At 70.1% G+C, this 26,343-nt stretch carries 21 protein-coding genes and 2 tRNA genes; 18 read left to right on the top strand and 5 right to left on the bottom strand.

What is annotated here, in order from left to right:
* The first annotated feature begins 19 nt into the window (after positions 1 to 19).
* The 4 genes from ACWCPI_RS18635 (at position 20) to ACWCPI_RS18620 (ending at position 7,376) form a co-directional block, all read left to right on the top strand.
* Positions 20 to 1,579, top strand: a complete 1,560-nt coding sequence (locus tag ACWCPI_RS18635; RefSeq protein ID WP_451039140.1) for an alkaline phosphatase D family protein — start codon at positions 20 to 22, stop codon at positions 1,577 to 1,579.
* Positions 1,580 to 2,204: 625 nt separating this feature from the next.
* A complete protein-coding gene (locus ACWCPI_RS18630) occupies positions 2,205 to 3,704 on the top strand; it encodes a D-ribitol-5-phosphate cytidylyltransferase (protein ID WP_388799216.1) in 1,500 nt (499 codons plus the stop codon).
* Positions 3,705 to 3,850: 146 nt separating this feature from the next.
* Positions 3,851 to 5,929, top strand: a complete 2,079-nt coding sequence (locus ACWCPI_RS18625) for a hypothetical protein (protein ID WP_451039307.1) — start codon at positions 3,851 to 3,853, stop codon at positions 5,927 to 5,929.
* Between the two features lie 223 nt (positions 5,930 to 6,152).
* Positions 6,153 to 7,376: a glycosyltransferase family 2 protein gene (locus ACWCPI_RS18620; protein WP_451039139.1), complete on the top strand. Its 1,224-nt coding sequence runs from the start codon at positions 6,153 to 6,155 to the stop codon at positions 7,374 to 7,376.
* Here ACWCPI_RS18620 and ACWCPI_RS18615 read toward each other — a convergent pair.
* Both ACWCPI_RS18615 and ACWCPI_RS18610 read right to left on the bottom strand, forming a co-directional pair.
* Entirely contained in the window at positions 7,345 to 9,393 is a 2,049-nt protein-coding gene (locus ACWCPI_RS18615; RefSeq protein ID WP_451039138.1) for a hypothetical protein, read from the bottom strand. The two genes, ACWCPI_RS18620 and ACWCPI_RS18615, sit on opposite strands and share 32 nt — an antisense overlap.
* Before the next feature lie 116 nt (positions 9,394 to 9,509).
* Positions 9,510 to 10,919, bottom strand: a complete 1,410-nt coding sequence (locus ACWCPI_RS18610) for a polysaccharide pyruvyl transferase family protein (protein WP_451039137.1) — start codon at positions 10,917 to 10,919, stop codon at positions 9,510 to 9,512.
* A gap of 170 nt (positions 10,920 to 11,089) precedes the next feature.
* Here ACWCPI_RS18610 and proB point away from each other — a divergent pair, with 170 nt between their 5' ends.
* From proB to ACWCPI_RS18585, 5 genes are all read left to right on the top strand, one after another.
* On the top strand, positions 11,090 to 12,238 hold the full coding sequence (proB, locus tag ACWCPI_RS18605; protein WP_451039136.1) for a glutamate 5-kinase: 1,149 nt from the start codon (positions 11,090 to 11,092) through the stop codon (positions 12,236 to 12,238).
* Between the two features lie 197 nt (positions 12,239 to 12,435).
* Entirely contained in the window at positions 12,436 to 12,891 is a 456-nt protein-coding gene (locus ACWCPI_RS18600) for a hypothetical protein (protein WP_451039306.1), read from the top strand.
* 92 nt (positions 12,892 to 12,983) lie between these two features.
* Complete coding sequence (locus ACWCPI_RS18595; RefSeq protein WP_451039135.1) at positions 12,984 to 14,270, top strand: glutamate-5-semialdehyde dehydrogenase; 1,287 nt, start codon at positions 12,984 to 12,986, stop codon at positions 14,268 to 14,270.
* Between the two features lie 214 nt (positions 14,271 to 14,484).
* Positions 14,485 to 15,060 carry an SCO2584 family spore wall biosynthesis protein gene (locus ACWCPI_RS18590; protein ID WP_451039134.1) on the top strand — a complete coding sequence of 192 codons (576 nt, stop codon included), beginning with the start codon at positions 14,485 to 14,487 and terminating at the stop codon, positions 15,058 to 15,060.
* 123 nt (positions 15,061 to 15,183) lie between these two features.
* On the top strand, positions 15,184 to 16,275 hold the full coding sequence (locus tag ACWCPI_RS18585; protein WP_451039133.1) for an SCO2583 family membrane protein: 1,092 nt from the start codon (positions 15,184 to 15,186) through the stop codon (positions 16,273 to 16,275).
* A gap of 31 nt (positions 16,276 to 16,306) precedes the next feature.
* Here the strand turns inward: ACWCPI_RS18585 and ACWCPI_RS18580 are convergent, their stop codons facing one another.
* Positions 16,307 to 17,407 (bottom strand): M48 family metallopeptidase, encoded by a 1,101-nt coding sequence (locus ACWCPI_RS18580; RefSeq protein WP_451039132.1) that lies wholly within the window; start codon positions 17,405 to 17,407, stop codon positions 16,307 to 16,309.
* Between the two features lie 114 nt (positions 17,408 to 17,521).
* On the opposite strand from ACWCPI_RS18580, the gene ACWCPI_RS18575 reads away from it, so the two are divergent.
* From ACWCPI_RS18575 to ACWCPI_RS18535, 9 genes are all read left to right on the top strand, one after another.
* The gene (locus tag ACWCPI_RS18575; RefSeq protein WP_451039131.1) at positions 17,522 to 17,683 is read left to right on the top strand and encodes a hypothetical protein; all 162 of its coding nucleotides are present in this window, start codon (positions 17,522 to 17,524) and stop codon (positions 17,681 to 17,683) included.
* 131 nt (positions 17,684 to 17,814) lie between these two features.
* Positions 17,815 to 17,979, top strand: coding sequence for a hypothetical protein (locus ACWCPI_RS18570; RefSeq protein WP_388799187.1), 165 nt, complete (start codon positions 17,815 to 17,817; stop codon positions 17,977 to 17,979).
* A 78-nt stretch (positions 17,980 to 18,057) separates the two neighbouring features.
* Positions 18,058 to 18,696: a nicotinate-nucleotide adenylyltransferase gene (gene nadD, locus ACWCPI_RS18565; RefSeq protein WP_451039130.1), complete on the top strand. Its 639-nt coding sequence runs from the start codon at positions 18,058 to 18,060 to the stop codon at positions 18,694 to 18,696.
* A gap of 25 nt (positions 18,697 to 18,721) precedes the next feature.
* On the top strand, positions 18,722 to 20,407 hold the full coding sequence (locus ACWCPI_RS18560; RefSeq protein WP_451039129.1) for an LCP family protein: 1,686 nt from the start codon (positions 18,722 to 18,724) through the stop codon (positions 20,405 to 20,407).
* 114 nt (positions 20,408 to 20,521) lie between these two features.
* Positions 20,522 to 20,968: a ribosome silencing factor gene (gene rsfS, locus ACWCPI_RS18555; protein ID WP_388799178.1), complete on the top strand. Its 447-nt coding sequence runs from the start codon at positions 20,522 to 20,524 to the stop codon at positions 20,966 to 20,968.
* Positions 20,959 to 21,630: a histidine phosphatase family protein gene (locus tag ACWCPI_RS18550; protein ID WP_451039128.1), complete on the top strand. Its 672-nt coding sequence runs from the start codon at positions 20,959 to 20,961 to the stop codon at positions 21,628 to 21,630. The genes rsfS and ACWCPI_RS18550 overlap by 10 nt, the downstream gene beginning before the upstream one ends.
* A gap of 100 nt (positions 21,631 to 21,730) precedes the next feature.
* A tRNA-Ala gene (locus ACWCPI_RS18545) sits at positions 21,731 to 21,803 on the top strand.
* A gap of 504 nt (positions 21,804 to 22,307) precedes the next feature.
* Positions 22,308 to 22,541, top strand: coding sequence for a hypothetical protein (locus ACWCPI_RS18540; protein WP_003976229.1), 234 nt, complete (start codon positions 22,308 to 22,310; stop codon positions 22,539 to 22,541).
* A gap of 219 nt (positions 22,542 to 22,760) precedes the next feature.
* A tRNA-Ala gene (locus tag ACWCPI_RS18535) sits at positions 22,761 to 22,833 on the top strand.
* Between the two features lie 166 nt (positions 22,834 to 22,999).
* On the opposite strand, the gene ACWCPI_RS18530 is transcribed toward ACWCPI_RS18535, so the two are convergent.
* Together ACWCPI_RS18530 and ACWCPI_RS18525 are read right to left on the bottom strand one after the other, a co-directional pair.
* Positions 23,000 to 24,616 carry an NADH-ubiquinone oxidoreductase-F iron-sulfur binding region domain-containing protein gene (locus ACWCPI_RS18530; RefSeq protein ID WP_451039127.1) on the bottom strand — a complete coding sequence of 539 codons (1,617 nt, stop codon included), beginning with the start codon at positions 24,614 to 24,616 and terminating at the stop codon, positions 23,000 to 23,002.
* Positions 24,613 to 25,842 (bottom strand): cytochrome b/b6 domain-containing protein, encoded by a 1,230-nt coding sequence (locus ACWCPI_RS18525; protein WP_451039305.1) that lies wholly within the window; start codon positions 25,840 to 25,842, stop codon positions 24,613 to 24,615. The genes ACWCPI_RS18530 and ACWCPI_RS18525 overlap by 4 nt, the downstream gene beginning before the upstream one ends.
* Between the last annotated feature and the right edge of the window lie 501 nt (positions 25,843 to 26,343).

The raw sequence follows: 26,343 nt of genomic DNA, 5'->3' as shown, positions 1-26,343 counted from the left end.
GAAGCAAGGGAGTTCGACGATGACCGGAGAGACCGGGTCCATGTCCCCCGACCGACGCCGCTTTCTGACCGCCGGAGCAGCGCTGCTCGGCGCGGCGGCCTCGGCCCAGCTGTGGTTGCCGGCCACCGCGCGAGCCGCCGAAACGCCGCTGCCCGACGGGGTGTTCAGCCTCGGTGTGGCCTCCGGTGACCCCCTGCCCGACGGTGTCGTGCTGTGGACGCGCCTCGCGCCGGACCCGCTGAACGGCGGCGGCATGCCCGACGCCGTCGTTCCGGTCGAGTGGGAGATCTGCGAGGACGAGCGGTTCAGAAAACCGGCCCGCCGGGGCGTCGCCGAGGCCCGGCCCGAGCTGGGGCACAGCGTCCATGTGGACGTACGACGGCTGCGCCCGGGCCGCACCTACTGGTACCGATTCCGCGCCGGCGGCCAGATCTCGCCCGTCGGCCGCACCCGCACCGCACCCCACGCGTACAGCTCGGGCGGACGGCTGCGGATGGCGCTGGCCTCCTGCCAGAACTGGCAGCACGGCTACTTCACTCCGTACGCCGACATGCTGGCCCAGGATCCCGACTTCGTCCTGTTCGTCGGCGACTACATATACGAGTCCCGGCCGTCGGCGACGGCCCTGCGCCGGCACGAGGGCAACGACGAGCCCTACACGCTGGTCCAGTACCGCAACCGGTACGCCCAGTACCGCACCGACCCCGACCTCGCCGCCATGCACGCGAACGCGCCGTGGGTGGTCACCTTCGACGACCACGAGGTAGACAACGACTTCGCCGGCGACATCCCGCAGGACCCGGACAAGCAGCCGCACGACGCCTTCGTGGCCCGCCTCACCGCGGCCTACCAGGCGTTCTACGAGCACATGCCGGTCAGGGCGAGCGCCGTCCCGAACGGCCCGCACATCCAGATGTACCGCCGTCTGGAGTTCGGCCGCCTCGCCCGGCTCAGTGTGCTGGACACCCGGCAGTACCGCAGCGACCAGGCCACCAGCCAGGAAGGCGCCCAGGACCCCTCACTCACCATGCTGGGCGCCGAGCAGAAGCGGTGGCTGCTGAACGGGCTGCGGTACTCACCGGCCCGCTGGAACTTGATCGGCTCGCAGATCATGATGGGCGAGACCGACCTCAAGGTCGGCGAGGGCAAGCTCTGGTACTACGACGCCTGGGACGGCTACCAGGTCGAGCGCAACGCCTTGATGCGGGAGCTGAAGGACGTCCGCAACCCGGTCGTGCTCACCGGCGACCGCCACCTGACGATGATCAGCGACCTCAAGGAGGACTACGCGGACCCCGACTCCGACGTCGTGGGTGCCGAGTTCGTGGGCACGTCCGTCTCCAGCAACGGCGACCAGGACCAGGACGCCTTCCACCGGGAGTGGGACCCGCGCGTCCCGGACAACCCGCACTGGAAGCTGCTCGACGCCCACCGCGGCTACCACCTCTTCGACATCCGGCGCGACGGCATCGACGCGCAGGTCAGGATCGTGGACACGGTCCGGCAGCCGACGGCGACGCCGAGCACGCGGGCCCGGCTCCGGGTGGAGGCGGGGCGGCCGGGCGTCGAAGTCGTGTAACTCACGTCACACCTGACGAGGGGCCCGGGACTCATGTGCGTCCCGGGCCCCTCGCGATGGCACGAATCCCTCGGTCCCTCGCCGATACAGAAATGCTGCGGAATCTTGATAAGGAATTCCGCGCCGATGAACTGCCCCGCGGAGCGCTATTCACAGCTGTCCGGAGCGACGCTGTGACGGATATGAAGAACACGTGCATCCCCGGTCCCGGTGACGTGAAGATCGGCGCCCCGTGACGGGCCGGCGGGGCCGGCGCGGGGATCACGCGGAGACGGCGGGGCGAATACGCGGGACGTGGCGTGAATTGTGGGCCGACATGCACCTTTTGTCCTGCCTGTGCGGCGCGCCGCCGCCGTCAAGTCGCGTACGGTTCACCAGACGTCGAGGAAGGAACTCGTGCGGGTGCTCGGCCGTCGTCGTCCCGGGCGGCCACGGCTTCGGTGAACCTGTGCCGTTACTCACAGCAATTCGCCGAGACCTTCACAGGACCTCTCGACAATGACCATGCGTACAAGGTGAATGACGGGTTGCGCGCACATATGCAGCCGGGGTCGCTCACCTTGCACTGCGGTAACCACAAGTGGGACCATTTCCAAGTTCCCAGTCGCCACAAGGTAGGTCACCTGTGTCCCAGCACATAGCCAAGCCCCGTACCACCGCAGTGATCCTGGCCGGCGGTACCGGTCAGCGCGTGGGTCTGTCGATCCCCAAGCAGCTGCTGAAGATCGCCGGCAAGGCAGTCATCGAGCACACCCTGACCACCTTCGAGAAGGCCGACTCGATCGACGACATCATCGTGCTGATGGCCCCGGGTTACGTGCCGGACGTCGAGAAGATCGTCGCCAAGGCCGGGTTCACGAAGGTCAAGAAGATCATCGAGGGTGGCTCGACCCGGAACGAGACCACCGAGCGCGCCATCGAGGCGCTCGGCGAGGGCCTGGCCGAGGGCGAGGACCTGAACGTCCTGTTCCACGACGCCGTCCGCCCGCTGCTGTCGCAGCGCGTCATCGACGACTGCGTCGTGGCCCTGGAGCGCTACCAGGCCGTCGACGTCGCCATCCCGTCCGCGGACACCATCATCGTCACCCGCACCCACGGCGAGGACGGCGAGTTCATCACCGAGATCCCGGACCGCTCCCGCCTGCGCCGCGGCCAGACCCCGCAGGCCTTCAAGCTGTCCACGATCAAGCGGGCCTACGAGGTCGCCGCCGGTGACCCCAACTTCCAGGCCACCGACGACTGCTCCGTCGTGCTCAAGTACCTGCCGGACGTGCCGATCCACGTCGTCGCGGGTGACGAGTACAACATGAAGGTCACGCAGCCCGTCGACGTCTTCATCGCCGACAAGCTCTTCCAGCTCGCCTCCACGGCCGCCCCGGAGCAGAAGGGCGAGGAGGTCTACCGCGAGCTGCTGACCGGCAAGACCGTCGTCGTCTTCGGCGGCTCGTACGGCATCGGCAAGGACATCGCCGAACTCGCCGAGTCCTACGGCGCCAAGGTCTACGCCCTGGGCCGCTCCACCACCGGCACGCACGTGGAGAACCCGGAGGAGGTCGACGACGCCCTGTCCAAGGCGTACGCCGAGACCGGCCGTATCGACTACGTCGTGAACACCGCCGGCGTCCTGCGCATAGGCAAGCTCGCCGAGACCGACAACGCCACCATCGAGGAGGCGCTGAAGGTCAACTACCTCGCCCCGGTGCAGATCGCGCGCTCCTCGTACAAGTACCTGTCGGAGACCAAGGGCCAGCTGCTGCTGTACACCTCCAGCAGCTACACCCGCGGCCGCGCCGAGTACAGCCTGTACTCCTCCACCAAGGCCGCCATGGTGAACCTCACCCAGGCCCTGTCCGACGAGTGGGCCGGCGACGGCGTCCGCGTGAACTGCATCAACCCGGAGCGCACCGCCACCCCGATGCGCACCAAGGCCTTCGGTCAGGAGCCCGCGGGGAGCCTGCTCTCCTCCGAGGCCGTCGCCCGCACCTCCCTCGACGTGCTGCTGTCCGAGCTGACCGGCCATGTCATCGACGTCCGCCAGCAGGACCCGACTGCCGCCGCGGGCAAGGCGTCCGGCTTCGAGCAGGCGCTGGCCAGTGTTCTGGACCGCCAGGACGGCATGGCATAATCAGCAGTTAATAGCCTTATGGAATTCAGGCCTCTGCGATTCTTCGTACACGAAGAATTCACAGGGGCCTGAGTCCTTCCCCCTTCAGACCGGCCCCTCCCCTGAGCAGGTTCTTCGTGATATCCACTGCTATTCGCGTCGCCCGGGTGGGCAGCGCGGCCGAGCTGGCCGCGGCGGCCTTCATGGTGCTGGGTTTCCCGGCACTCATGCTGGCCGCGCTCGTCCCGAGCGTTCCCGCCTTCGCCGCCGCGGCCGCCGTGACGTACCTGGCGGACCACTATCTGCACCGCAAGGGCAGCTATCTGGTCAATCGCCTGAGCAAGGTCCGGGCCGGTCTGTCGATCCGCTTCCTGATCCGGCAGTTGCTGCTGATCCTGCTGCTGGCCCGGCTCGGTCTCGCGGACAATCTGATCTATTACGGCGCCATCGCCTGCTTCATCGCCTTCTACGGCCTTCAGGCCCCGCACGGCGCGCTGGTCACCCTGATCCGCAACCGCCGCCGTATGCCGGTCGCCACCCGCAATGTCGACCTCGCCTCGCGCATCCGCATCCCGGACGCCCCGCCGCGCAAGCTGCTGCACCGCTCCGCCGAGAAGATGCTGCACCTCGACCTGGCGGCCGTCGCCGGCATCCTGGTCTCGGCGGTCCTGGAGTCGGCCGTCGTCGGCTTCATCGGCATCGGTGTCACGGTGGGCCTGGGCTGCCTGTACGTGGTCGCGCTCGTCCCGTACGTCCGCGGCCGGAAGATCCCGCCGAACGCGGAGAAGGTCCTGGCCGCCGTCGACGACTGGCTGGCCGAGTACCGGCCCGAGACGGTGCTGTACTTCTCCGGCTCCAAGGACTCCGCGTACCAGGTCAACATGTGGCTGGAGACGATGGAGCAGCTGGACTCCAAGCCACTGATCATCCTGCGTGAGCGCGTCATCCTGAACAGCCTGGCGCCCACCACGGTCCCCGTCATCTGCGTGCCCGGAGGGGTGCACCTGATGAACCTGGACCTGTCCACCGTGCGCGTCGCGCTGTACGCGGCGAACGTCGGCAAGAACATCCACCTGCTGCGCGTCCCCACCATGAAGCACGTCTTCATCGGCCACGGCGACAGCGACAAGCTGGCCAGTGTCAATCCGTACAGCAAGGTCTACGACGAGGTGTGGACCGCCGGGCGCGCGGGCCGCGACCGCTACGCCATAGCCGACGTCGGCGTCCGCGACGACGACATCGTCGAGGTCGGCCGCCCGCAGCTGGCGCCCATCCGGACCTGGCAGGGCGTGCCCGAGGGCCGTGTCCCGACCGTGCTGTACGCGCCCACCTGGGAGGGCTGGGACGGCAACCCCGGCAACACCTCGATCGTGCTCGCCGGCGAGAACATCGTGAAGAAGCTGGTGCAGGCCGACCCGCCGGTCCGTGTCCTGTACAAGCCGCACCCCTTCACCGGCACCGTCAGCGCCGAGGCCAAGGCCGCCAACCAGCGGATCGCCGCCTTGGTCCAGCAGGCCGCCGCCGAGCGCGCCGACGACCCGCGCTTCACCGCCGACGCCGCCGCGCAGGCCGCCGCCAAGGCCGACCTGACCCGCATCGAGGCCCGCCTCGCCGAACTGTCCGGCAAGGGCAGGGGCGGCAAGGGCAGCGGTGGCGACGAGGCCGAGGCCACCCGCGACGGCCTGGTCGACGTCGCCAGGCACGAGGAGATCGCCCGGCTGCGCGCCGAGTGGAACGACGCGTACTGGCGTTCCTTCGGCAGCCACGAGCACCGCGTCATCACGGGCGCCGAACCGCGTCTGTACGACTGCTTCAACGTCTCCGACGCGATGGTCTCCGACATATCCAGCGTGGTCTCCGACTTCATCGCCAGCGGCAAGCCGTACGCCGTCACCGACTCCGCCGAGGTCGGCGTGGAGGAGTTCAAGCGGCAGAACACGGCCGTGCGCGCCGCGACGATCCTGTCCAACAGCGCGACCGAGCTGGGCGAACTGCTGGACGCCGTGCGCAATCCGGCGGCGGACCCGCTGGCCGAGGACCGCAAGGACCTCAAGCGGTACCTGCTCGGCCCGGACGAGCCCACCTCCATCGCCCAGTTCAACACCGCGGTGGCGAACCTCGCGATCAAGGCCGAGACGCGCAATGTCGGTCAGGAGTCACGAGCGGCGGCCGGAGCCGCCGAGGCGGTGCCGGCAAGCGTTCCCGGGCAGCGGGTGGCCGCTGCGGGCGACGATGTGACGGCCTGATTCCGCGCAGCCGGCCAAGCGGCCCCCGAGGAGTGATCCTCGGGGGCCGCTTCGTTTCGTGCCGGCCTTTGAGGGTTCCCGGACAGCAAGAGTCCATGTCGGGCCGATATGTGGCCTGAGTCACTAAATCGGGGGTGTGAGGCAACCGCTTGCGACGTCGAGTCGTCTAGCAGGTAGCGAATGAGGCGATACGGGGGGAATATCCCATTGACTAGGGGGAAAAGTGACCGTCACGCAGCCTGATGTGACTGTGATCATCGGTGCGTACGAAGCGATGCCCTACCTGATCGAGTGCCTGGCGTCAGTCGAGGCACAGACCATCGATCCGGAGCGCATCGAGGTCATCGCCGTCGACGACGGCTCCACGGACGGCACGGGCGAGTGCCTGGAGCAGTTCGCGGACCGCGCGCCGATGCCGGTGACCGTCATTCGACAGGAGAACTCCGGCGGCCCCAGCGGCCCGCGCAACGTCGGCCTGGGCAAGGCGGCCGGCCGCTATGTCTTCTTCCTCGACGCCGACGACCGGCTCGGCCCCGAGGCCCTGGAGCGCATGGTCGCGATGGCCGACAAGAACGGCACCGACGTCGTGCTGGGGCGGGTCGAGGGCGTCAACCGCACCGCGCCCAAGTCGATGTGGGGCAAGACGCTGGACCGTACCGACGTCTTCTCGTCCAACATCAAGTTCACCCTGAGCGCGCAGAAGCTGTTCCGTCGCGAGTTGCTGACGCGGCACCACATGCGCTTCGACGAGTCCCTGTGGACCGGCGAGGACGCGCTGTTCACGATGGAGGCGTATCTGCGGGCCGACGGCGTCTCCGTGATCGCCGACTACACCTGCTACTACCTGGTGGGCCGTGACGACGGCAAGCACGTGACGAAGAGCGGCGGTTACGCCCTGCGCTTCGACTCCGCGCGCGCCCTGATGAACCTGATAGCCGAGCACATACCCGCCGGTGACCGACGCGACCTGCTCATGATCCGCCCCTTCCTGGTCACCCTGCTCCCGCAGTTCGGACCCAAGTACGCCAAGGACAGCGAGAAGGTCAGGCGGCACAAGTTCGAACTGGCCAAGCCCCTCATGGACGCCTACTGGACGCCGGGCATCGCCCGCCGCCTCAAGGTGGAAGAACGCCTGCGGCTGCACCTGGTCGCCGAACAGCGTCCCGAACTCCTGTTGCCGGTCGTGGAGTTCGTCAAGTCCAAGAAGCAGCCGGCGGCCCTCCTGGAGAAGAAGGGCCGCCGTGTCTACCTCGCCTACCCGCACTTCAGGGATGCCTCCGCGGGCATACCGGACTCCGTGTACCTCGCCGAACCGCGCGAGGCCCGCGCCTTCCCCGGGTACCGGCAAGGCGGCGCCGACTCGTTCCTGCGGCGGGCGGTCCGCAAGGCCCGACGGATGCTGCGCCCGGGCGGTACTACGCCGGGCGGGCGGGCTGCTGCGGCGTGACGGAGCGGCGCTGGTCCGGGATCTCGGGCGGAAGCTCCGCGGCCAGCCGCTCCTCCATCCGCGTCCGGTGCTCCTGCGCCGCCGCACACAGCGCCTGAACGGCCTCGTTGAAGCGCACCTGTGACGTCGGCTCGTCCGGACCCAGCAGGTGCCGCTTCAGCTCCGCCCGGGCCTCGACGAGTTCGTCCTTCTCCGGGTGCCGCACCGCGTCGAGGAGCTCAGGCACCCCGGCCGCGTCGGGCGTCAGCACGGTCGCGGCGCGCACCGTCGGGAAAGCCTTGCGGAACACGTCCTCCGCGAGGCCGCTGGTGTTCGCCACCGCGTACGGCTTCCCGCTGGCCAGGAAGTCGCTGATGACGCTCGACACATCACTGACGAGCAGATCGGCGACGTTGAAGCAGGCGTACAGCGAGGGCCGGGCGGCCGTGACGACCTGGTGCTCCCACTGCGGCAGCGAGGTCCAGTACGCCTGTTCCCAGGCCTCGGTCGCGCGCGTGACCGCCTCGGCACGCCCCGGCTCCGGCGCACCCTGCAGCAGCATCCGCTCCACCTGGTCGGCGCCGGCCCGGACGTCGGTCGTGGTGAGCCGGTCCAACTCCTTGGTGTGGAGAGCGAGTTCGCCGGTGTCCTGCGGCCGCTCGCCGGTCCGCTCCCGGTTCGCCGCCCTGATCAGCTCACGGATGCGCAGATCCGCCGCCCCTGCCCGCGGATCCACCGACCCCGTCAGCGGATGCGGCTTGTACAGCAGCCGGACAGCGGGGTCCGCGAGCAGCGCCCGTACGAGGTTCTCGCCGGCCTCGATCACCGACGTGTTGCCCGGGTTGCCGTCCCAGCCCTCCCAGGTCGGCGCGTACAGGACCGTCGTGTACGTACCGCTCGGCGGGCCCTCGTAGGGCCGTACGGCATCCAGCTGCGGGCGGCCGATCTCCACCACGTCCTTGTCCTCGACACCCACCTCGGCCGTCGCGTACCGCTCCCGTGCCGCGGGACCGGCCACCCACACCTCGTCGTAGGCCTTGGCGTACGGGTTGCAGGACGACAGCTTGTCGCTCTCCCCGTGGTTGACGAACGTGTGCTTGAGCGTGGGGATGCGCAGCACCTGGGAGGTCTTGCCCGAGTTCGACGGGTGGATCAGGACCTGGAGCGAGGACTGCTCCAGGCGCATCAGCGTGGAGACCTTCGGCAGACACAGGATCGGGACGTCGGTCGGCGCGATCTTCGGCACCATGAACCGTTCGCGCAGCACGATCAGCGGACGGCCGTCCAGTTTGGCGAGCGGCTCCAGCCACATGTTCGCCTGGTACGCCGAGGAGGCGCCGCCGGAGAAGTACAGGCCGACCGTCGGCCGGTACTGAGCCAGCCAGGCGTCCAGCCAGTTCAGCGCCTCCTGCTCGCCCGCCGGACGCCGGCCCGGCAGCAGCCGTACGAGAAGGTCGTACAGCCCGACCAGAGCGATTCCGAGGGAGAGCGCGATACCGAGGGCCGCGCAGCGCGGGTCGTCGGTGGCCGCCGTGATCAGCAGGCCCGCCGTGGCCGGGAGGCCGAAGACCAGCAGCCGGTCGCCGGGGCGGCGCAGCAACTGGGGCGGGGCGGGGGAGAGGCGCAGCGCGGAGGCGTCGATGTTGCGGGTGACCACCGGTAGCGTGCGGGTGCGGCGGACCACGACGGAGAGCGCCTGGATCGCGCAGTGCAGGGCGTAGAAGGCGAGGAGGCCCGCGACCAGCGGGGCGTACAGCGTCTCGCGCTGCTGTTCGCCGAGCCGCAGCAGACCCACCACCAGCAGCAGGTCCCGCAGCACGTGCCGCACGGTGATGTCCGCGTGCGACTTGGCGAAGACCGACAGCATGCCGCGCTGCCAGCGGTACAGCACGCCCTCCATGGCCAGCGACACGAGCGTCGCGGCCAGCAGCAGCGGGACGTGGGGGCGCAGCGCCGCCACGGCCTGGGCGCCGAAGGCCGCGACCAGAAGAGCCGTGACGAGCGCTCTCGCCGGGATACGGGACAAGGGTGTGGGCAACGGGGTCACTCCAAGGTCGGCGCGGGACGTCGTGCGTCCGGGTTAACGCGCGCCCACCTACAGACGACACGCGCGTGTACGGCGGCCTTGGAGTGCCCCGGGTGGTGAGCAGGTTCCTAGCGTCCCGACTGCAACGCCCGCCGGATCGGGGCGCCCACCACGCGACGCGCCCTGCGGTAGACGGACGTGGTCGGGAGCGTCCCGCCCGGACCTGCGGCGCGGGCCAGTTCGCGTCTCAACCGGTCGTTGTCCGCTGCGAGTTCGCCGACCCGGCTCTGCAGCCAGCCGAACCGGCTGGCGAGCGAGGCGAGATCGGCGTCGTTCCAGGGGCGGATGCCCGCCGGGAAGGACAGCGACCGCATCCGCTCCTCGAAGGCGGCGCCGCCGTCGCCGTGCGTGAACGTGTTCTCCAGACCGTTGCGGTCCAGGAACGCCGTGAACCGCTCGAACCGCTCCTGGTGGCCGCTCATCAGGGCGCCGAAGTCGGCCTCCGCGTACAACTGCGCCGGGTCGAGGTCCGCGGGCAGCTTGTCGATCCGGCGGTGCGGGATGTCGAAGTAGCGGCACAGCTCCAGCGTGCGCGAGTCGCCGCACAGCACGGTCGCGGGTGTCCCGGCGAGCAGCGCGGCGATGTTGCCGTGGATGCGGGAGCCGAAGGAGAAGTCGAAGGCGCGCAGGTCGTCGATCCAGGTGACCGGGTCGATGTAGACGCGCACCTTGTCCTCGCGGTACATCGGGTGGTCGGGGTGCGTCGGCATGGCGGTGACCAGGCCGTTCGGGTCGGACAGGTCCCGCCAGTGCAACTGCCGTGCGTCGCTGATGTTCTGACCGATGAAGCGCAGGTTGGGGTAACGGGCGTGGGCGCGGGTGATGACCCGCTGCAGGCCCTGCGACCTGACCGCCTTGTGCGAGCCGTTGACGGCGATCCGGGCGTCGGGACCGAGGGCGGGCTCCCGTCGGGTGACGGTGAGGTCCTTGCCGTGCAGGAACAGTGACGGGCAGCCGATGACCTCGACGTCCCGGAAGCCCAGGTTCTTGAGGTACTGCTCGGTGAACTCGCCCCGGACGCCGATCGATGCGCTGCGGTCGAGGACCGCGGAGACGAACTCGCGCACCGCCGGCTCGATGCCCGCCAGCCGTGCCGCGTCGTAGCCGAGCCCGGCCTGGGCGCCGACACCCACCACGACCACGGGGATCCGCAGCCTGGTGATGAGTCGCGTCAGCCGCTTCAGCTGTGCCTCGAACGAGGGACGGAACGCGTTGGCGAGCGGGACGACGAAGGCGTCGTACTCCTCGTTGATCCGGGCGGCCGCGGAGACGTCGGTGCGTATGCCGTTCGAGACGACCTCGGTGCGCGGGGTCTGCAGGATCTTGTGGGTGGCGTCGCTGAAGATCAGGTTGCCGGAGTTGGTGGCGATGACGTCCCGGTGCAGGGCCTCCTCGACGGAAACCACGTCGTACGGACTCTTGCCCGAGCGGAGGAGGAGGCGCTTGCCGCGGTGAAGTTGGTGAGCATCGTGTGACACGGCGTTCAACGTAGGTTCGCCGTGCCGTTGTTTCCTATAGGCAACCGACGCAACCTTTTTGCCGTACGCAAACCGTGAGCAAAGCGTTACCGCTCGTCTGTCCGCGGGCTGGAATCCCCGCGCGCGCCGCGATCCGCTTCGCGTAGATTGCCGAGCAGGGAACCGGACGCATGCGAGGGGAAACAGCACAGGTGGCAGGGGTAAGGCAGGGTGTGCGCGAGGCCCGCAGGATCGTCGTCAAGGTGGGCTCCTCGTCGCTGACCACGGCGTCGGGCGGTCTGGACGCCGACCGCGTCGACGCGCTCGTCGACGTCCTCGCCAAGAGCCGCAGCGGCGGGGAGCGGGAGATCGTTTTGGTCTCCTCCGGCGCCATCGCCGCCGGACTCGCCCCGCTGGGGCTGCGCCGGCGCCCCAAGGACCTGGCCCGCCAGCAGGCCGCCGCCAGCGTCGGCCAGGGCCTCCTCGTCGCCCGCTACACCGCCTCCTTCGCCCGCTACGGCGTACGGGTCGGCCAGGTGCTGCTGACCAGCGACGACATGAGCCGCCGCGCCCACCACCGCAACGCCTCGCGGACCCTCGACAAGCTGCTCGCCATGGGCGCCTTCCCGATCGTCAACGAGAACGACACGGTGGCCACGGACGAGATCCGCTTCGGCGACAACGACCGCCTCGCCGCCCTGGTGGCCCACCTCGTCCGCGCCGACCTGCTGGTGCTGCTGTCCGACGTGGACGGCGTCTACGACGGCGACCCCAGCAAGCCCGGCACGTCGCGGATAGCCGAGGTACGCGGGCCGGAGGACCTCGCGCACGTCGAGATCGGCAGCGCGGGCAAGGCCGGGGTCGGCACCGGTGGCATGGTCACCAAGGTCGAGGCGGCCCGGATCGCGGCGGCGGCCGGTATCCCGGTGGTCCTGACCAGCGCGGTCCACGCGGCCGAGGGTCTGGCCGGCGGTGACACCGGCACCTACTTCCACGCCACCGGCAAGCGCTCCGCCGACCGGCTGCTGTGGCTCCAGCACGCGTCCACCCCGCAGGGCTCGCTGACCCTGGACGACGGCGCGGTCCGGGCGGTCGTGGAGCACCGCAAGTCGCTGCTGCCCGCCGGGATCGCCGCGGTGGAGGGCGAGTTCAGCGCGGGCGACCCGGTCGAGTTGCGCGACGGCGCCGGACGCGCGGTCGCCCGCGGCCTCGTGGCCTTCGACGCCAAGGAGATCCCGCAGCTGCTCGGGCGGTCGACACGGGAGCTCGCACGGGAGCTGGGAGCGGAGTACGAGCGGGAGGTCGTGCACCGCGACGACCTGGTGATCCTGGAGTCCTGAGCGTTCCGCGGGCCGGGCCCGGCCCGCGGAACCCGGCCGAAAACGGGGGGAACGCCCTGCTATGGAAGTCGCCCTGAGGTGGACGTTCCGCAAAATCGCCCCGCGACTGCTTGCGGCCTGCTCAACTTTTCTCTCAGGGACACATTCCGCACGACCACCGAGTCGGTCACTGCGTAAAGGAGGCCGTCGTGAGACGAGTGCGCCCTGGGACGGCGTCCCGCAGTGCCGGTGGGGCCTCGCCCCGTGCGGCGGGTGAGGAGCGCGCCTTGTCGAGCGTCACGGCCGGAGGCCGGTACGAGGAGCCCAAGGACCTGCCCCGCCTGTGGCACGTCACCCTCAGCGTCTCCGGCCGGGAGGCACCCCTGAAGGAGGTGCGGCGCGCCCTCGAACAACTCGCGCACGACCACCCCTTTCTGCTGACCAGCAGATACGCGGGCGACCACGCCGAGATCCGCTACTGGGAAGAGGCCCGCGACCTGCACGACGCGGCCGCCGTGGCCCTGCGCCTGTGGGGCGAGCACCGGCAGACCGCGGGGCTGCCGCCCTGGGAGATCGTCGGCCTGGAGGTCATCGACCGCGAGACCTACCACCAGCGGATCGCGGAAGGCTACGGTCCGCTGCCGGCGACCCCGGTGGGCGTCCACCCGTTTTGACGGCCTTGGGCGCCTTGAGCAGCCTGTGGAGCTTGTCTCGGGGTTCGGGACGAGCGAGGAGCGGGCTCAACAAGCGCACTACCCTTCTTTTCATGACCTCGCTTTCGCCGTACGACGCCATGACCCCGGTCACCCAGGCCGCCTACCGCGCCAAGGCCGCCGCCGCCGACCTCGCCCCGCTGCCGCGGGCCGAGAAGGACGACGCGCTGCTCGCCATCGCGGACGCCCTGGAGGTCCGTACGAGTGAGATCGTCGAGGCCAACGCCAAGGACATCGCCAAGGCCCGCGAGGCCGGTACCAGCGAGGCCATCATCGACCGGCTGACGCTGACGCCGGAGCGGGTGCGGGCCATCGCCTCCGACGTGCGGGACGTCGTCGCGCTGCCCGACCCGGTCGGCGAGGTCGTCCGTGGGTCCACCCTCCCCAACGGCATCGACCTGCGCCAGGTCCGCGTTCCGCTGGGCGTCGTCGGGATCATCTACGAGGCCCGTCCGAACGTCACCGTGGACGCCGCCGCCCTCTGCCTGAAGTCCGGCAACGCCGTGCTGCTGCGCGGCTCGGCCTCGGCGTACGAGTCGAACAGCGCCCTCGTCCGGGTGATCCGCGACGCCGTGGGCGGCGCCGGCCTGCCCGCCGACGCCGTGCAGCTGGTGCCCGGGGAGAGCCGCGAGAGCGTGCGGGAGCTGATGCGCGCCCGCGGCCTGGTCGACGTGCTGATCCCGCGCGGCGGTGCCTCGCTGATCCAGACGGTCGTCTCGGAGTCGATCGTCCCGGTGATCGAGACGGGCACCGGCAACTGCCATGTCTACGTCGACGCCCACGCCGATCTCGACACGGCGATCGAGATCCTGATCAACTCCAAGGCCCATCGCGTCAGCGTCTGCAACGCCGCCGAGACGCTGCTGGTCCACCAGGACATCGCCCCCGAGTTCCTGCCGCGCGCCCTGGACGCCCTCGCGGAGGCCGGGGTGACCGTGCACGCCGACGAGCGGGTGCTGGCGTACGCCAAGGACTCCAAGGCGACCGTCGTCGAGGCCACCGCGGAGGACTGGGAGACCGAGTACCTGTCGTACGACATCGCCGCCGCGATGGTGGACTCGCTGGACAAGGCCGTGGAGCACATCCGCCTGTGGACCTCCGGTCACACCGAGGCCATCGTGACGACCTCGCAGCAGGCCGCCCGCCGCTTCACCCAACTGGTCGACTCCACCACGGTCGCGGTGAACGCCTCCACGCGCTTCACGGACGGCGGCCAGTTCGGCTTCGGCGCGGAGATCGGCATCTCCACGCAGAAGCTGCACGCACGCGGTCCGATGGGGCTGCCGGAACTGACGAGCACGAAGTACATCGTCACGGGCGACGGTCACGTACGGCGCTGAGGCCCGGGCGGACCGAGGATGACCCCTCGGCGGCCGCGGTCCCGCCGTACGGGGGGCGCGTCGGCGGGCTCGGCGGTGCAGGGCGCACGCCCAGGGCATATGCGTCCGACACGCGCCCCCGGTCCGCGTCCGTGCCGCACCCGAGGTGTCTCACAAGGCGGATGAATTTCTCTACCGTCTGCCCAAATTGACCCCCCAGGTCTACTCTGGAGCCGTGCCGGAGGACGTGGGGGGCACGCCGTTTCCTGACGGCTGGGAGCCCGACGACGACCACGACCGCGGGGTGTCGGACGAAGAGTTCGCCTCCGTGGTCTTCGACGAGGCCTTCGTACGGGCGGCCGTGGTGCACGAGCCGACCGCCGTCGAGCGCCTCCTGGCCGCCGCCCAGGCGAGAGCCGAGGCCTCCGAGGCGGAGGCGCGCCGGGCCCACGGCCGCAGCGAGCGGTACGACGACGGGTACGGCTCCGAGGGCCGCACCGGTTTCGGCCATGATCCGGAACTCGACGACCTGGACGACACCGACATCCTCGACGACCACTACGGTGCCTCGGGGGCGTACGGCAAGCAGGTCCGCTGGCACCGTCCCGTCGCCTGGGTGCTCGCCCTGGTGATGGGGATCGGCATGGTCGCGCTGGCTTTCGCGGCGGTCTACCGCGGAGCCTCCTCCAGCAGCCGGGACCAGATCACGCCGCCCGCGTCCACCGGGCTGGAGCAGGGCAGCGGAGCGACCCCCTCGGCCTCCGCCGAATACTCCCAGTCGGCCGTCCCGGCGACCCCGCGCACGCCCTGACCGGGAGGTCGACGGAGGGTCCCGGCATGGCTGACAGCGGTTCGACCGACCTGGTGAGGACCTGTCAGAAGTTGTCGTGTACCAGGGCGTTTACCCGAGCTTCCGGCGACCTACCCTGAAGATATGGGAGGGCCCGCAGACCCACCTGAGGGGACACCCGAGGGCGGCCCGGCAGGTGGAGAGGACGAATACCGATCCGTCGTCTTCGACGAGTCGTTCGTCCGCGCTGCCCGCCTCCAGGAGTTCTCCGCGCAGGAGCGCCTGGCCGACCACGCGCCCGCCGTGCGCAGCCGTCCACCACTGCGCCGGGGCCTGTCCCGGCAGGCGCTGGTCCTCGTCCTGTTGATCGCCGTGGCCTTCGGTACGGCGATCTACATGGGTGTACGGCACCCCTACCAGGGCCCGGCGAACTCCGGGCCGCCCGCCGAGCCCCTGCGGATGACCGTCATCCCGCTCGCCCCGCAGGGCAAGGTCCCCGGGGCGAGCGACACCGGCCGGCTGTACGCGAACAGTCCCGCCGCGCAGTTCCGGATCGGCGCGGAGGGCATCCCGCTGCCGGCCGCACGGCGCACCGCGCACTTCTCGGACAGCCAGGTGACGAACGCGCTGAGCATCGCGAAGGACTACATCGTGCGGTCCGCGCTGTATCCCGAGGTGCTCATGGGGAAGCAGGTCCGTCCGGTGCGGGTGCTGCTCGTACCCGACCAGCTCGATCAGTTCGACCAGAGCTTCGGCCACCCGGCCGCGGACGGACGGCATGCCCCGACCGGGTGGCTGGTGCGCTTCGACCCCGCCCAGGCCGAGCTCGCCGACCGGAAGATCCGCGTCCAGGGAACGCTGGCGGCCGCCGAGAGCGACTCGTCCACGCTTGAGGTCACCGCCGACCACACCTTCGTCTACGCCTTGCGGGCGGCCGGCACGGAGAAGGCCGGCGAGGCGGCGAAGACCTCCGAGGCGTCGCTGTTCACCGTCCGGCGCGAACTGCACTTCCGCTTCGACCGTGACGACCTGCGATTGCACCAGGCGCAGCTGGTGGTGTCCTACGTACAGGCCGGCCCGCTGTCCTGCGCGGACGACCCGACCAACCGGCTGCGCCCGCTGCTCGCGGGGCAGACGGCCAGGACGGGCGGTCCGGCGGGGACGGACCCCTACGCGACGGGCGGAGCGACGGCGCTGTGCGGGACGCTGGCCGAGGGGGCCCAGCCGAAGGTGTGAGCCGGGCCGTGCCCCCGCACGCGCGCCACCGTCAGCTGTCGCCCCCGCGCTCGCCGGGAGCGCCGTCGTCGCGGCGAGGCTCGTCCCGCGGAGGCGCGCTCGTGAAACCCCCGAAGCCGCGCCGCACCCGGTCGCCCAGGTCGCCGGCGCCACCGGCGATGTCCGTGACCAGCTTCATCAGCGGGTCCTTGGACGACTTCACGTGAGTGGCGTAGTGCGAGGCCGACTCGCGGAAGGAGTCCGTCACCGAGGTGTCCTTGTCCTCCGAGCGGCGCGGGTAGTGGCCGTCCATGATCCGCTGGAAATCACGGGACTCCGACCACTTCTTCAGTTCGGCCGCACGGACCGTGGTGAAGGGGTGCGAGCGGGGCAGGACGTTGAGGATCTTCAGTACCGAGTCGCGCAGGTCGCCGCCCGCCTCGTACTCCTCCGCCTGCTTCAGGAACGCGTCCACGTTCATCTGGTGCAGGTGGTGGCCGCCCGCGAGCTTCATCAGACCGCGCATCGAGGACTGGAGGTCCTGGCCGACCAGCAGGCCGGCCCGGTCGGCCGACAGCTCCGACTTGCGGAACCACTCCCGCAGCGCCGTCACGATCGCCATGATCGCGATGTTGCCCAGCGGGATCCAGGCGACCCGGACCGCCAGGCTCGTCAGGAACAGCAGGATCGTGCGGTACACCGAGTGGCCGGACAGGGCGTGGCCCACCTCGTGGCCGACCACCGCCCGCATCTCCTCCTCGTCGAGCAGCTCCACCAGACCGGTCGTGACCACGATGATCGGCTCGTCCAGGCCGATGCACATCGCGTTCGGCACCGGGTCCTGGTTCACGTACATCGGCGGGACCTTCTCCAGGTCCAGGATGTAGCAGGCGTCCCGGAGCATGTCGTTGAGGTGCGCGAACTGCTGGTCCGACACCCGCACCGAGTCGGACAGGAACAGCAGCCTGAGGCTGCGCTCGGGCAGCAGGCCGCTCAGCGCCTTGAAGACCGTGTCGAAGCCGCTGAGCTTGCGCAGCGCCACCAGGGCCGAGCGGTCCGCCGGGTGTTCGTACGCCCGCGAGGAGATCCCCGGGAAACGCCTGCGCTGCCTGCTCGGAACGTGCTCGTGGCCTTCGGACATGTCTTCCCCCATGTGCGTGAGTGTGGCCCTTTGCGGACCCTTGTGCGGCCCTTTGCGCCCCCGAAGCAGAGCCCAGCCTAGGCGGAGTTACCGTGGACGGGCACTACAGCGAAGGAGTTCCGCGCCATGGAGCACAACCCCGCAGCCGCCTGGCTCACCGAGGCCGCGAGCGCGGCCGAGCAGCAGGGGGCCGGGATTCTGCTCCGGGTCGTGCTGATCGTGATGGTCGTGGGCTGTGTGCTGACCGCGTGGTTCCTGCTGCGGGGCTACAGGCGGAAGGACGAATGAGTCCGGGGGAAGGTTCCCCGCGGGCCGGTGGGGGTGCTCCGACGGTGGAGTCGGCGTGATCGCCCTCATGGCGCCCGCTTACCATGAGCCGACATCTTTATCCCGCCCACACCCGATAGGTCACGCCGAAGATGAGCTTCCACAGCGCAGCTGCCCAGTTGGTCACCCTCGCCGCCGAGGGCGAGGAGCACGGTGGCAACCACAACAGCATCAGCCCGTGGCTCACCGGGGGTGGCGCCTTCGTCATCCTCATGCTCCTGCTGTGGATCACCACCCGCTTCAACCGCGACCGCTGAGTCCCGACCAGCCCTTTCCCGGCCCGCCCCGACAGCGGCGGCCGGAGCCTTCGGACGGGGCCGGTAGGGTCTGCACGCATGGGAGAGCAGGACATGCCTACCGGCCCCGGAAACGGCCCGACGAACCCCGGCAAGCGCCGCCTCGGCGTCATGGGCGGAACGTTCGACCCGATCCACCACGGCCACCTCGTCGCGGCCAGTGAGGTCGCCGCGCAGTTCCACCTCGACGAGGTCGTGTTCGTGCCGACCGGCCAGCCGTGGCAGAAGAGCCACCGGCACGTCTCCCCGGCCGAGGACCGCTATCTGATGACGGTCATCGCCACCGCCGAGAACCCGCAGTTCTCCGTCAGCCGCATCGACATCGACCGCGGCGGCCCGACCTACACCGTGGACACGCTGCGCGACCTGCGCGCGCTCAATCCGGACACGGACCTCTTCTTCATCACCGGCGCCGACGCCCTCGGCCAGATCCTGACCTGGCGGGACTCGGAGGAGCTCTTCTCCCTCGCGCACTTCATCGGCGTCACCCGGCCCGGCCACCATCTCGACGACGCCGGGCTCCCGGAGGGCGGCGTCTCGCTGGTCGAGGTGCCCGCACTGGCCATCTCGTCCACCGATTGCCGCGCGAGAGTCGCAAAGGGAGACCCCATCTGGTATCTGGTGCCGGACGGAGTCGTGCGCTACATCGACAAGCGCGAGCTGTACCGCGGCGAATGAGGCGAGTGAGCCGAGAGGGGCGACGGTGAACGACCGATACGACGCGGGGTACGGGGCCGACCAGTACGAACTCGTCGGCTACGACGAGTACGGGCAGCCGGTGTACCGGCAGGTGCCGCAGCGGCAGACGCCCCAGCAGCAGTACGACCCCTACCCACAGCAGGGCTACGGCTACGACCCGTACGCGACCGGCGGGCAGCAGCAGCCGTACGACCCCTACGGATCCGGTGACACCGGTCCGCAGCCGCCCACACCCGCCTACGACGCGTACGGCACCACGCACCAGCAGCAGGGTGGCTCCCACTCGTCGCCGTACGACCCGTACGGCCGTACCGCGACCAGCGGACAGCAGCACCGCGTCGCCGAGCAGACCGCCTACATCCCGCAGCAGGCCGGACCGGTCGAGGAACCGCAGAGCCAGGACCGGGGCGGAGCGGAGTACCACACCGAGCAGTTCTCCTTCGTCGAGGAGCCCGACCAGGACTCCGAGGACGTCATCGACTGGCTGAAGTTCACCGAGAACCGCACCGAGCGCCGTGAGGAGGCCAGGCGGCGGGCACGCGCGCGTGTGATCGCCCTCGTGGTCGTCCTCTCGCTCGCCGCGGTCGGCGGCGTCGGCTACCTCTGGTACGCGGGGAAGCTGCCCGGCCTGTCCTCGTCGGACGACAGGACGGGCACCGGCACACCCGTGAGCGCCCAGAAGCGGGACGTGATCGTCGTCCACCTGCACAACACCGGCAAGGGCGGCACCTCCACCGCGCTGCTCGTCGACAACACCACCACCAAGCAGGGCACCACCGTGCTGCTGCCCAACTCGCTCGCCCTGACCGGCGACGACGGCAACACGACCACCCTCGCCAAGTCGGTCGACGACGACGGCTCCTCCGGGACCCGCGACGCCATCGACACCGTCCTCGGCACCGAGATCCAGGGCACCTGGCGCCTGGACACCCCCTACCTGCAGAACCTCGTCGACCTCGTCGGCAACATCGAGGTCGACACCGACACCGACGTGCCCGACCCGGACGCCAAGTCCAAGGGCGCCGCACCCCTCGTCCGCAAGGGCGAGGCCCAGACCCTCAGCGGCAAGACGGCCGTCGCCTACGCCACGTACCAGCGCCCGGGCGAGGCGCAGAACGCCCAGCTGAAGCGGTTCGGGCAGGTCATGCAGGCCGTGCTGCGCAAGATGACCTCGGACACCCAGGGCGCGACCGTCACCGTGCAGACGCTCGGCATGATCATCGAGCCGCCGCTGACCGACAAGGACCTCGGCGCCTTCCTCGCCAGGCTCGCCGACCTCGCCAAGGGCGGCGACTACAGGACGACCGTGCTGCCCGTCCAGACCGACGGCACGCTGAGCGCCCGGGCGAGCGCCGCAGTCGTCAAGGACGTGCTCGGCGGCACCGCCAAGAGCCCCGACAAGGACGCGGCCGTGCGCGTGTCCGTCCGCAACGCCAGCGGTGTGAGGGACAACACCGACAAGGCCCGGGTGGTGCTGCTCAACGGCGGCTTCACCTTCCTGGAGGGCGGCTCCGCCGCCACCGCGGCCACCTCCCGGGTCGTCTACACCGACGCCGCCGACAAGGAGAACGCCACCGAGGTCGCCAAGACCCTGGGCCTGTCCGCCGGCGCCGTCACCAAGGGCGAGGTGTCCGGGAACGCGGACGTCACGGTGGTCCTGGGCCGGGACTACACACCCTCGTCCTCGTAGGCGCGAGACCCGGGGCACCCCACGTGAGCCGATAATCACGTGGGGTGCTGTCGGCGGTCCGTGAGACCCTTGGGGTCTATCGAAGCCAAGTCTCCGCCGACCGAAAGCCTTGTAGTGACCGCAACCGACCGTTCCCTCCAGCTCGTCACCACCGCCGCCCAGGCGGCCGCCGACAAGCTCGCGCACGACATCATCGCCTACGACGTCAGCGACGTGCTGTCGATCACGGACGCCTTCCTGCTGGCCTCCGCACCCAACGACCGCCAGGTCAAGTCGATCGTCGACGAGATCGAGGAGCGGCTCCTGAAGGAGCTCGGCGCCAAGCCGGTGCGCCGCGAGGGTGACCGCGAGGCCCGCTGGGTGCTGCTCGACTACGTCGACATCGTCGTGCACGTCCAGCACAGTGAGGAGCGCGTCTTCTACGCCCTGGAGCGGCTGTGGAAGGACTGCCCCGAGCTGGAGCTGCCCGACGACGCCAAGGCCACCCGCGGCAAGGCAGAGGAGCACGCCAAGCTGCAGGCCGCCGAGGAGGAGGCCGAGCTGGGCGGTGAGTGGCGGTGACCTCCCTCAGCGAGACGGCCAAGCCCGGCCGGGGCCGCCGCGTCATCCTCTGGCGGCACGGCCAGACCTCCTGGAACGTCGAGCGCCGCTTCCAGGGCACGACCGACGTCGCCCTCACGGAGACGGGCCTCGCCCAGGCCCGCCGCGCGGCCCGGCTGCTCGCGGGCCTCAGGCCCGACGCGATCATCGCCTCCGACCTCCAGCGGGCCGCCCACACGGCCGCCGAGCTCGCCACCCTCACGGGCCTCGACGTGACCCACGACGAGAGCCTGCGCGAGACCTACGCGGGCGTCTGGCAGGGCCTGACGCACGAGGAGATCATCGCGCAGTACGGCGAGGAGTACGCCGCCTGGAAGCGCGGTGAGCCGGTGCGCCGCGGTGGCGGCGAGCTGGAGACCGAGGTCGCCGACCGCGCCGCGCCCGTCGTGCTCCGGCACGCCGAGAAGCTGCCCGACGACGGCACGCTCGTCGTCGTCAGCCACGGCGGCACCATCCGCACGACCATCGGCCGTCTCATCGGCCTGGAGGCCCGGTACTGGGAGAGCCTCGGCGGGCTGTCCAACTGCTGCTGGTCCGTCCTGGGCGAGGGAGCCCGCGGCTGGCGCCTGCTGGAGCACAACGCCGGCACCCTGCCGGAGCCGGTGCTCGGCGACGACGACTGACGCCGGGTCCCGGTCGGGGCGACCCGGGACCCGGATTTCACTTTCTGGCAGGTCGCAGGCTAAAGTTCTTCTTGTTCGCCCCGCCGGGGAGGGAACGCAAGGGGCTATAGCTCAGTTGGTAGAGCGCCTGCATGGCATGCAGGAGGTCAGGAGTTCAATTCTCCTTAGCTCCACAGCGAGACAACAAGATCCCGCCGATCACAGTGATCGGCGGGATCTTCTGGTATCCACGGCGGACGCCCGGATCAACGGCCGGGACCGTACCTCCGGTTCGCGCGCGGCACGGCTCCGCGGCGAACTGTTCCGGTTCGGCTTGAGTCACTTGGCCCCGCCAGGCGTATACCTCTCATGAGGCGCTTCGGGGTGCGAGTCGCGCGGTCCGTACGGTCGCGCAGGCCGCTGTGTCCGGACTGGTACTGAGGCGTCGCTGACCGTATTGGTCCGGCCGTGGCAGAATCAAACGGCCGGAAGGGGGCGCGACCCGACGGGAGGGAGTGGTGATGCCTGCGAGCATCCTCGGGGAGGTCGGTCACCTCTTCGACGCAGCGTTGACACGGGATACGATCACCCGGCTCAGCTGCCCTTCCTGCGGCTCCGTCCACATCGCCCAGCTCCTTGGCGACAACGGCGGGATTTCCTACGTGTGCACGGCCTGCGGCCACAGCTGGAGCTGATCGATGGGTGCACACAGGCGAAAGTGCGACTGGTGCGGCAGCGGAACGCCGATCGTCCGCGACATGGAACCGGTGAACCCCGACTACCAGTACTGGTGCGAGGAATGCGCGCGGGCGCTGATCATAAAAGGCGACCCGATCGAGACCTACCGTGAACTCGAGGGTGAACCGATCTACGGCCGCCTCCTCGAAGAGCACTGCACGCTCAAGCGCTTCTATTCCTTCGTCACGGCCTGAGCGCGGCACTGGAGGGCGGCAGGCGGCAACTGGACGCCGTTTCGACGCCGTTCACGCTGCCTCGGACCAGGCGTGCGAGCACCCGGGAACGCGGGCCGGCCGGCGGGACGGAGGCCGACGTCAGCGCCGCGGTGGGGCGGGTCGCAATGGATTTGGTGCTGGGGCCGTCGCCCGGTAATGTTGGCGTCGCCGCCGGGGAAACCGGGCGGACCAAAGCAAGGGGCTATAGCTCAGTTGGTAGAGCGCCTGCATGGCATGCAGGAGGTCAGGAGTTCAATTCTCCTTAGCTCCACAGCAAGATCCCGCCGGATCGGACAGATCCCGCGGGATCTTTCGTTTGCCGGGATCGCGGTCCTGAGGGGCCGTCTCCTCAAGGCGCCTGCCTCCAGGGACGTTGTCAGCAGGGGGCGTTGAAAAGGGGCCGCCCGATCCCGGACGGCCCCTTCACGCGCGCGTGCTCAGTTGCCGCGTCCCAGGGCGCGCCTGCCGCGGCCCTGCGAGAGGACCGGAAGGTTGTTGCGGGACGAGTCCTGTCCGCGCGTGTCCTCCTCGATGCGCAGTGCCAGAGCGGGGCAACGGCGCACCGCGCGCAGGGCCTTGGCCTCCGCGTAGCGCGGCACCTTCGCCTGGGCGACCGTCGGGAACCCGTCGGCGCCCAGCTGGAAGACCTCCGGGAGGATGTCGGCGCACAGGCCGTGGCCGCGGCACAGTGTCCAGTCGACGTAGATCTTCTGGCGGCTGGGGCCGTTCTCCTCCGACTCCCCGCCCGGGATGCCCGTAGGCGCCTTGCCGCCCTCGAAGAGCGGCAGAACGCCCTCCACGGGGCGTCCGCAGCCGTTGCCGAGGACGTGGGCCGCGAGGTCGTCGGTGAACGCCTTGATGGTCGACTCCAGGAACATCGCGGAGCCGTCCGGGTGCGAGCAGGCGCCGCGCCGCTTGACGTTCTTCGCGACCTGCTTGAGCGCCTCCAGAGCGGCGGGACCGCCGCCGTTGAGGATGTCCTCCATGCCGCGCGCGGCGGCCGGCAGACCGAGGTAGCAGGGGCCGCACTGGCCCGCGCTCTCCTCGGCCAGCCACTGCGCCACCCGCAGCGACTCGCCCAGCGGGCAGGTCTCCTGAGTGATCGGCAGGATCGCGCCGGCGCCCAGGGCGCCGCCCACGGCGTCCAGCGAGTTGCGCGAGACGATCGCCTCGTTGACCGTCGCTGCGTCGATCCACTTGCCGTGGTAGCCGCCGGTCAGCACGCCCTGCGGGACGGGTGGGGCCCCGGCCAGCTGGAGGACGTAGCGCAGCGGCACGCCGGTGGGGACCTCGATGACCATGGGGCGCGCGACCGCGCCGGACACCGTGAGCATGACGGTGCCCGGCTCGTCGTACAGGCCGGTGTTGCCGTAGCGCTCCGGGCCGATGCGGGCGGCGATGGCCAGCTGGGCGAAGGTCTCGGCGTTGGACAGCAGCGTGGGTGCGCCGCCGACGCCGTTCTGCGAGGCGCTGACCTTGCGGCCGGGCGGGATCGCCGGGCCGCCGTCGATGGAGCGGATCAGGGAGGCGGCGGCGCCGGTGACCATGCGGACGGGATTGCGCTGCACCCACGCGCGTAGAGCGGAGCGCCGGCTGTTGCTGAGCCCGCGTTCGGCGAGGGCGGCCTCCATCGAGCGCTGGGTCGATTCCCGGGTGACCCCCACCACGAGCGTGCGGGCACCCAGGGCCTCGGCGCACAGCAGGGCGCCGTCCAGGATGAGATGCGGGGCACGGTTGATCATCACCGTGTCCTTGCGGCAGGCCGGCTCGTCCTCGCTGCCGTTGACCACGACGACCGGCCGGACGCCGCGCTTGATCGCGGACTCGGCGACCGAGCGCAGCTTCTTGTGGAAGGGGAATCCCGCGCCGCCGCGGCCCTTCAGGTTGATGTTCTCGGCGAGCTTGGCCAACTGCTCGCCGCCCATCGGTTCGAGCGGCCCGTGCACCTTCAGATGCATGGGCAGGTCGAGTCGCTCCACAAGGTCGAAGCCCGACGTGAGCTGGGGAAGGCCGACCACGCGGACTTCGGGTACGTCGGGCAGGGCCTCGTTCACTTAAAGCCTCCGGAAGGCGTGTTCCAAGGTTCGCCCGAACCCGGTGCGTCGAAGTCGTAGGAGGCACCGGGCAGTGTTTCAGTGGCGGGACCGCTGTTGTTGTACGTGTCGTTCTGGTTGTACGTACCGAAGACGGCGTTCGTCTCAGCGGTGTCGTACACATCACTTGAGCCGTAGCCCGAGGCGCCCGGATTGCCATAGACCGGGATGCTGTATCCCGTGTCGTTGAGCGGGTCGTAGGACGACGGGGGTGCCTCGCCGACGGGCGGTGGCGACGGGATGGGCCAGTTGCCGGACGTGCTGCCGCCGCTGTCGACGCGCGGGATCGCCTCGGTCGGCTGCATGTCCAGGGGGAGGCTCGTGCCGGAGGTCTGGTCGGAGCCGTAGGACTGCCGGGCGCGGGAGGGGCCGGAGACCGCCCGGTAGGCGGCCGCGAAACCGGAAGCGGACTCCTGCGCGGGGGACGCGGGAGCCTGGTACAGGGGGTCCGTCGAGGGCCTCGCCGGGGGCTCGGAGTCCATCCGCTCGGCCCGCCTGGACCGCCTCCCCCCGCCCTCGTAGCCCGGCAGCCCGGACTCGGCGGACCGGGCCCTGCTCGCGTCCAGCTCCTCGCGGCCCGCGGGCTCTCCGTTGCCGATGAGCCGGGTGATCCGGTCGGCGACCTTGCGCTTGAACGGGCGCGGCGCCGCGCGCAGGGCGAGGGCGGCCGCGACGCCGACGACGCACAGCTCGTAGCAGACCATGAAGAACGTCTTCGCCGGCCGGCCGGCGAACAGCCCGTGGATCAGCGCCGCGCACCAGGCGGGGTAGGCCAGCATGTGCATCGCCCGCCAGCGGGCGGCCACCGGCGCGGGGGAGGCGAAGCGGTTGCGCAGCGCTCCGGTGATGCCGACGAAGATCATGAGCATTCCGGCCAGGGTGCCGAGGCCGATCAGGAACGCGGTGCCGGCGAACTGGTCGCCGCCCGAGACGAGGAGCCCGAAGGGGATGATCGCGGCGATCCAGCTGGTGTGCTCCAGCGCCAGCTTCGTGATGATGTGCACCAGGAGGAAGGCGATCGAGGCGACCGCGGTCACCCGGTGGATGGCCTGCGCGATGATCCGCTGCCGGGTGTTGAGGATCATCCGGTCCTGGGCGACGAGTCCCCAGATCACCGAGCAGGTGAGGCAGACGAGCGACAGGACGCCGGCGCCGAAGTTGAGGAACTCCAGGAACGCGTCGTCCATGGTGCCGTCATCCGGGTCGAACGGTTCCGTCGTCACGACGCGCCTCCCGTCGACACAGAGGCGGGTATGGACGGCAGCGCTGCGGCTACCGCCGTCCCTGAAATCGACAGGCAGGGCCTGGGCGGCGAGCTGCTGTGAGGACGAGGGTTCATGGGGGCAACTCCGAACGGTTCGGGAAAGCGGTCCCGCTGCCGCACTCTAAGTGGCTCCATACCGACGGGTACGGCGTTTGAGTCATTGCGTTGTCGTCTACGGGTCGAGCGGGTCACTCGATGTCCCTTAGTGGCTGTTACGCCAGGTAATAGTTGAACTTAGTTCAGCTTTTCGGTCTCTTCACAACTCTCAGGTACGGAAAAGGGGGCGCCGTTGTTCACGTGCTCCCTCCTCAAGCGCCCTCGCGCCCCGGCCGGACGATCGTCGCGGCCCGCTCCGGCGCTGCGGTACCCTGACGCCATGCGTGCCGTACGCCTTCTGCTTAGCGAGCCGCGCTGATCAGTCCCG

The sequence above is a fragment of the Streptomyces sp. NPDC001920 genome (assembly GCF_053594495.1).
The sequence above is the reverse complement of the archived record's forward strand: the minus strand, read 5'-3'. Positions and strand labels throughout refer to the sequence as shown.

Excerpts from the sequence above, each read along its gene's own strand:
- ACWCPI_RS18635 (WP_451039140.1), top strand. The coding sequence starts at position 20 with ATGACCGGAGAGACCGGGTCCATGTCCCCCGACCGACGCCGCTTTCTG.
- proB (WP_451039136.1), top strand. The coding sequence starts at position 11,090 with ATGCGAGGGGAAACAGCACAGGTGGCAGGGGTAAGGCAGGGTGTGCGC.
- ACWCPI_RS18595 (WP_451039135.1), top strand. The coding sequence starts at position 12,984 with ATGACCTCGCTTTCGCCGTACGACGCCATGACCCCGGTCACCCAGGCC.
- ACWCPI_RS18585 (WP_451039133.1), top strand. The coding sequence starts at position 15,184 with ATGGGAGGGCCCGCAGACCCACCTGAGGGGACACCCGAGGGCGGCCCG.
- ACWCPI_RS18580 (WP_451039132.1), bottom strand. The coding sequence starts at position 17,407 with ATGGGGGAAGACATGTCCGAAGGCCACGAGCACGTTCCGAGCAGGCAG.
- ACWCPI_RS18575 (WP_451039131.1), top strand. The coding sequence starts at position 17,522 with ATGGAGCACAACCCCGCAGCCGCCTGGCTCACCGAGGCCGCGAGCGCG.
- ACWCPI_RS18570 (WP_388799187.1), top strand. The coding sequence starts at position 17,815 with ATGAGCTTCCACAGCGCAGCTGCCCAGTTGGTCACCCTCGCCGCCGAG.
- nadD (WP_451039130.1), top strand. The coding sequence starts at position 18,058 with ATGGGAGAGCAGGACATGCCTACCGGCCCCGGAAACGGCCCGACGAAC.
- ACWCPI_RS18540 (WP_003976229.1), top strand. The coding sequence starts at position 22,308 with ATGGGTGCACACAGGCGAAAGTGCGACTGGTGCGGCAGCGGAACGCCG.
- ACWCPI_RS18525 (WP_451039305.1), bottom strand. The coding sequence starts at position 25,842 with ATGGACGACGCGTTCCTGGAGTTCCTCAACTTCGGCGCCGGCGTCCTG.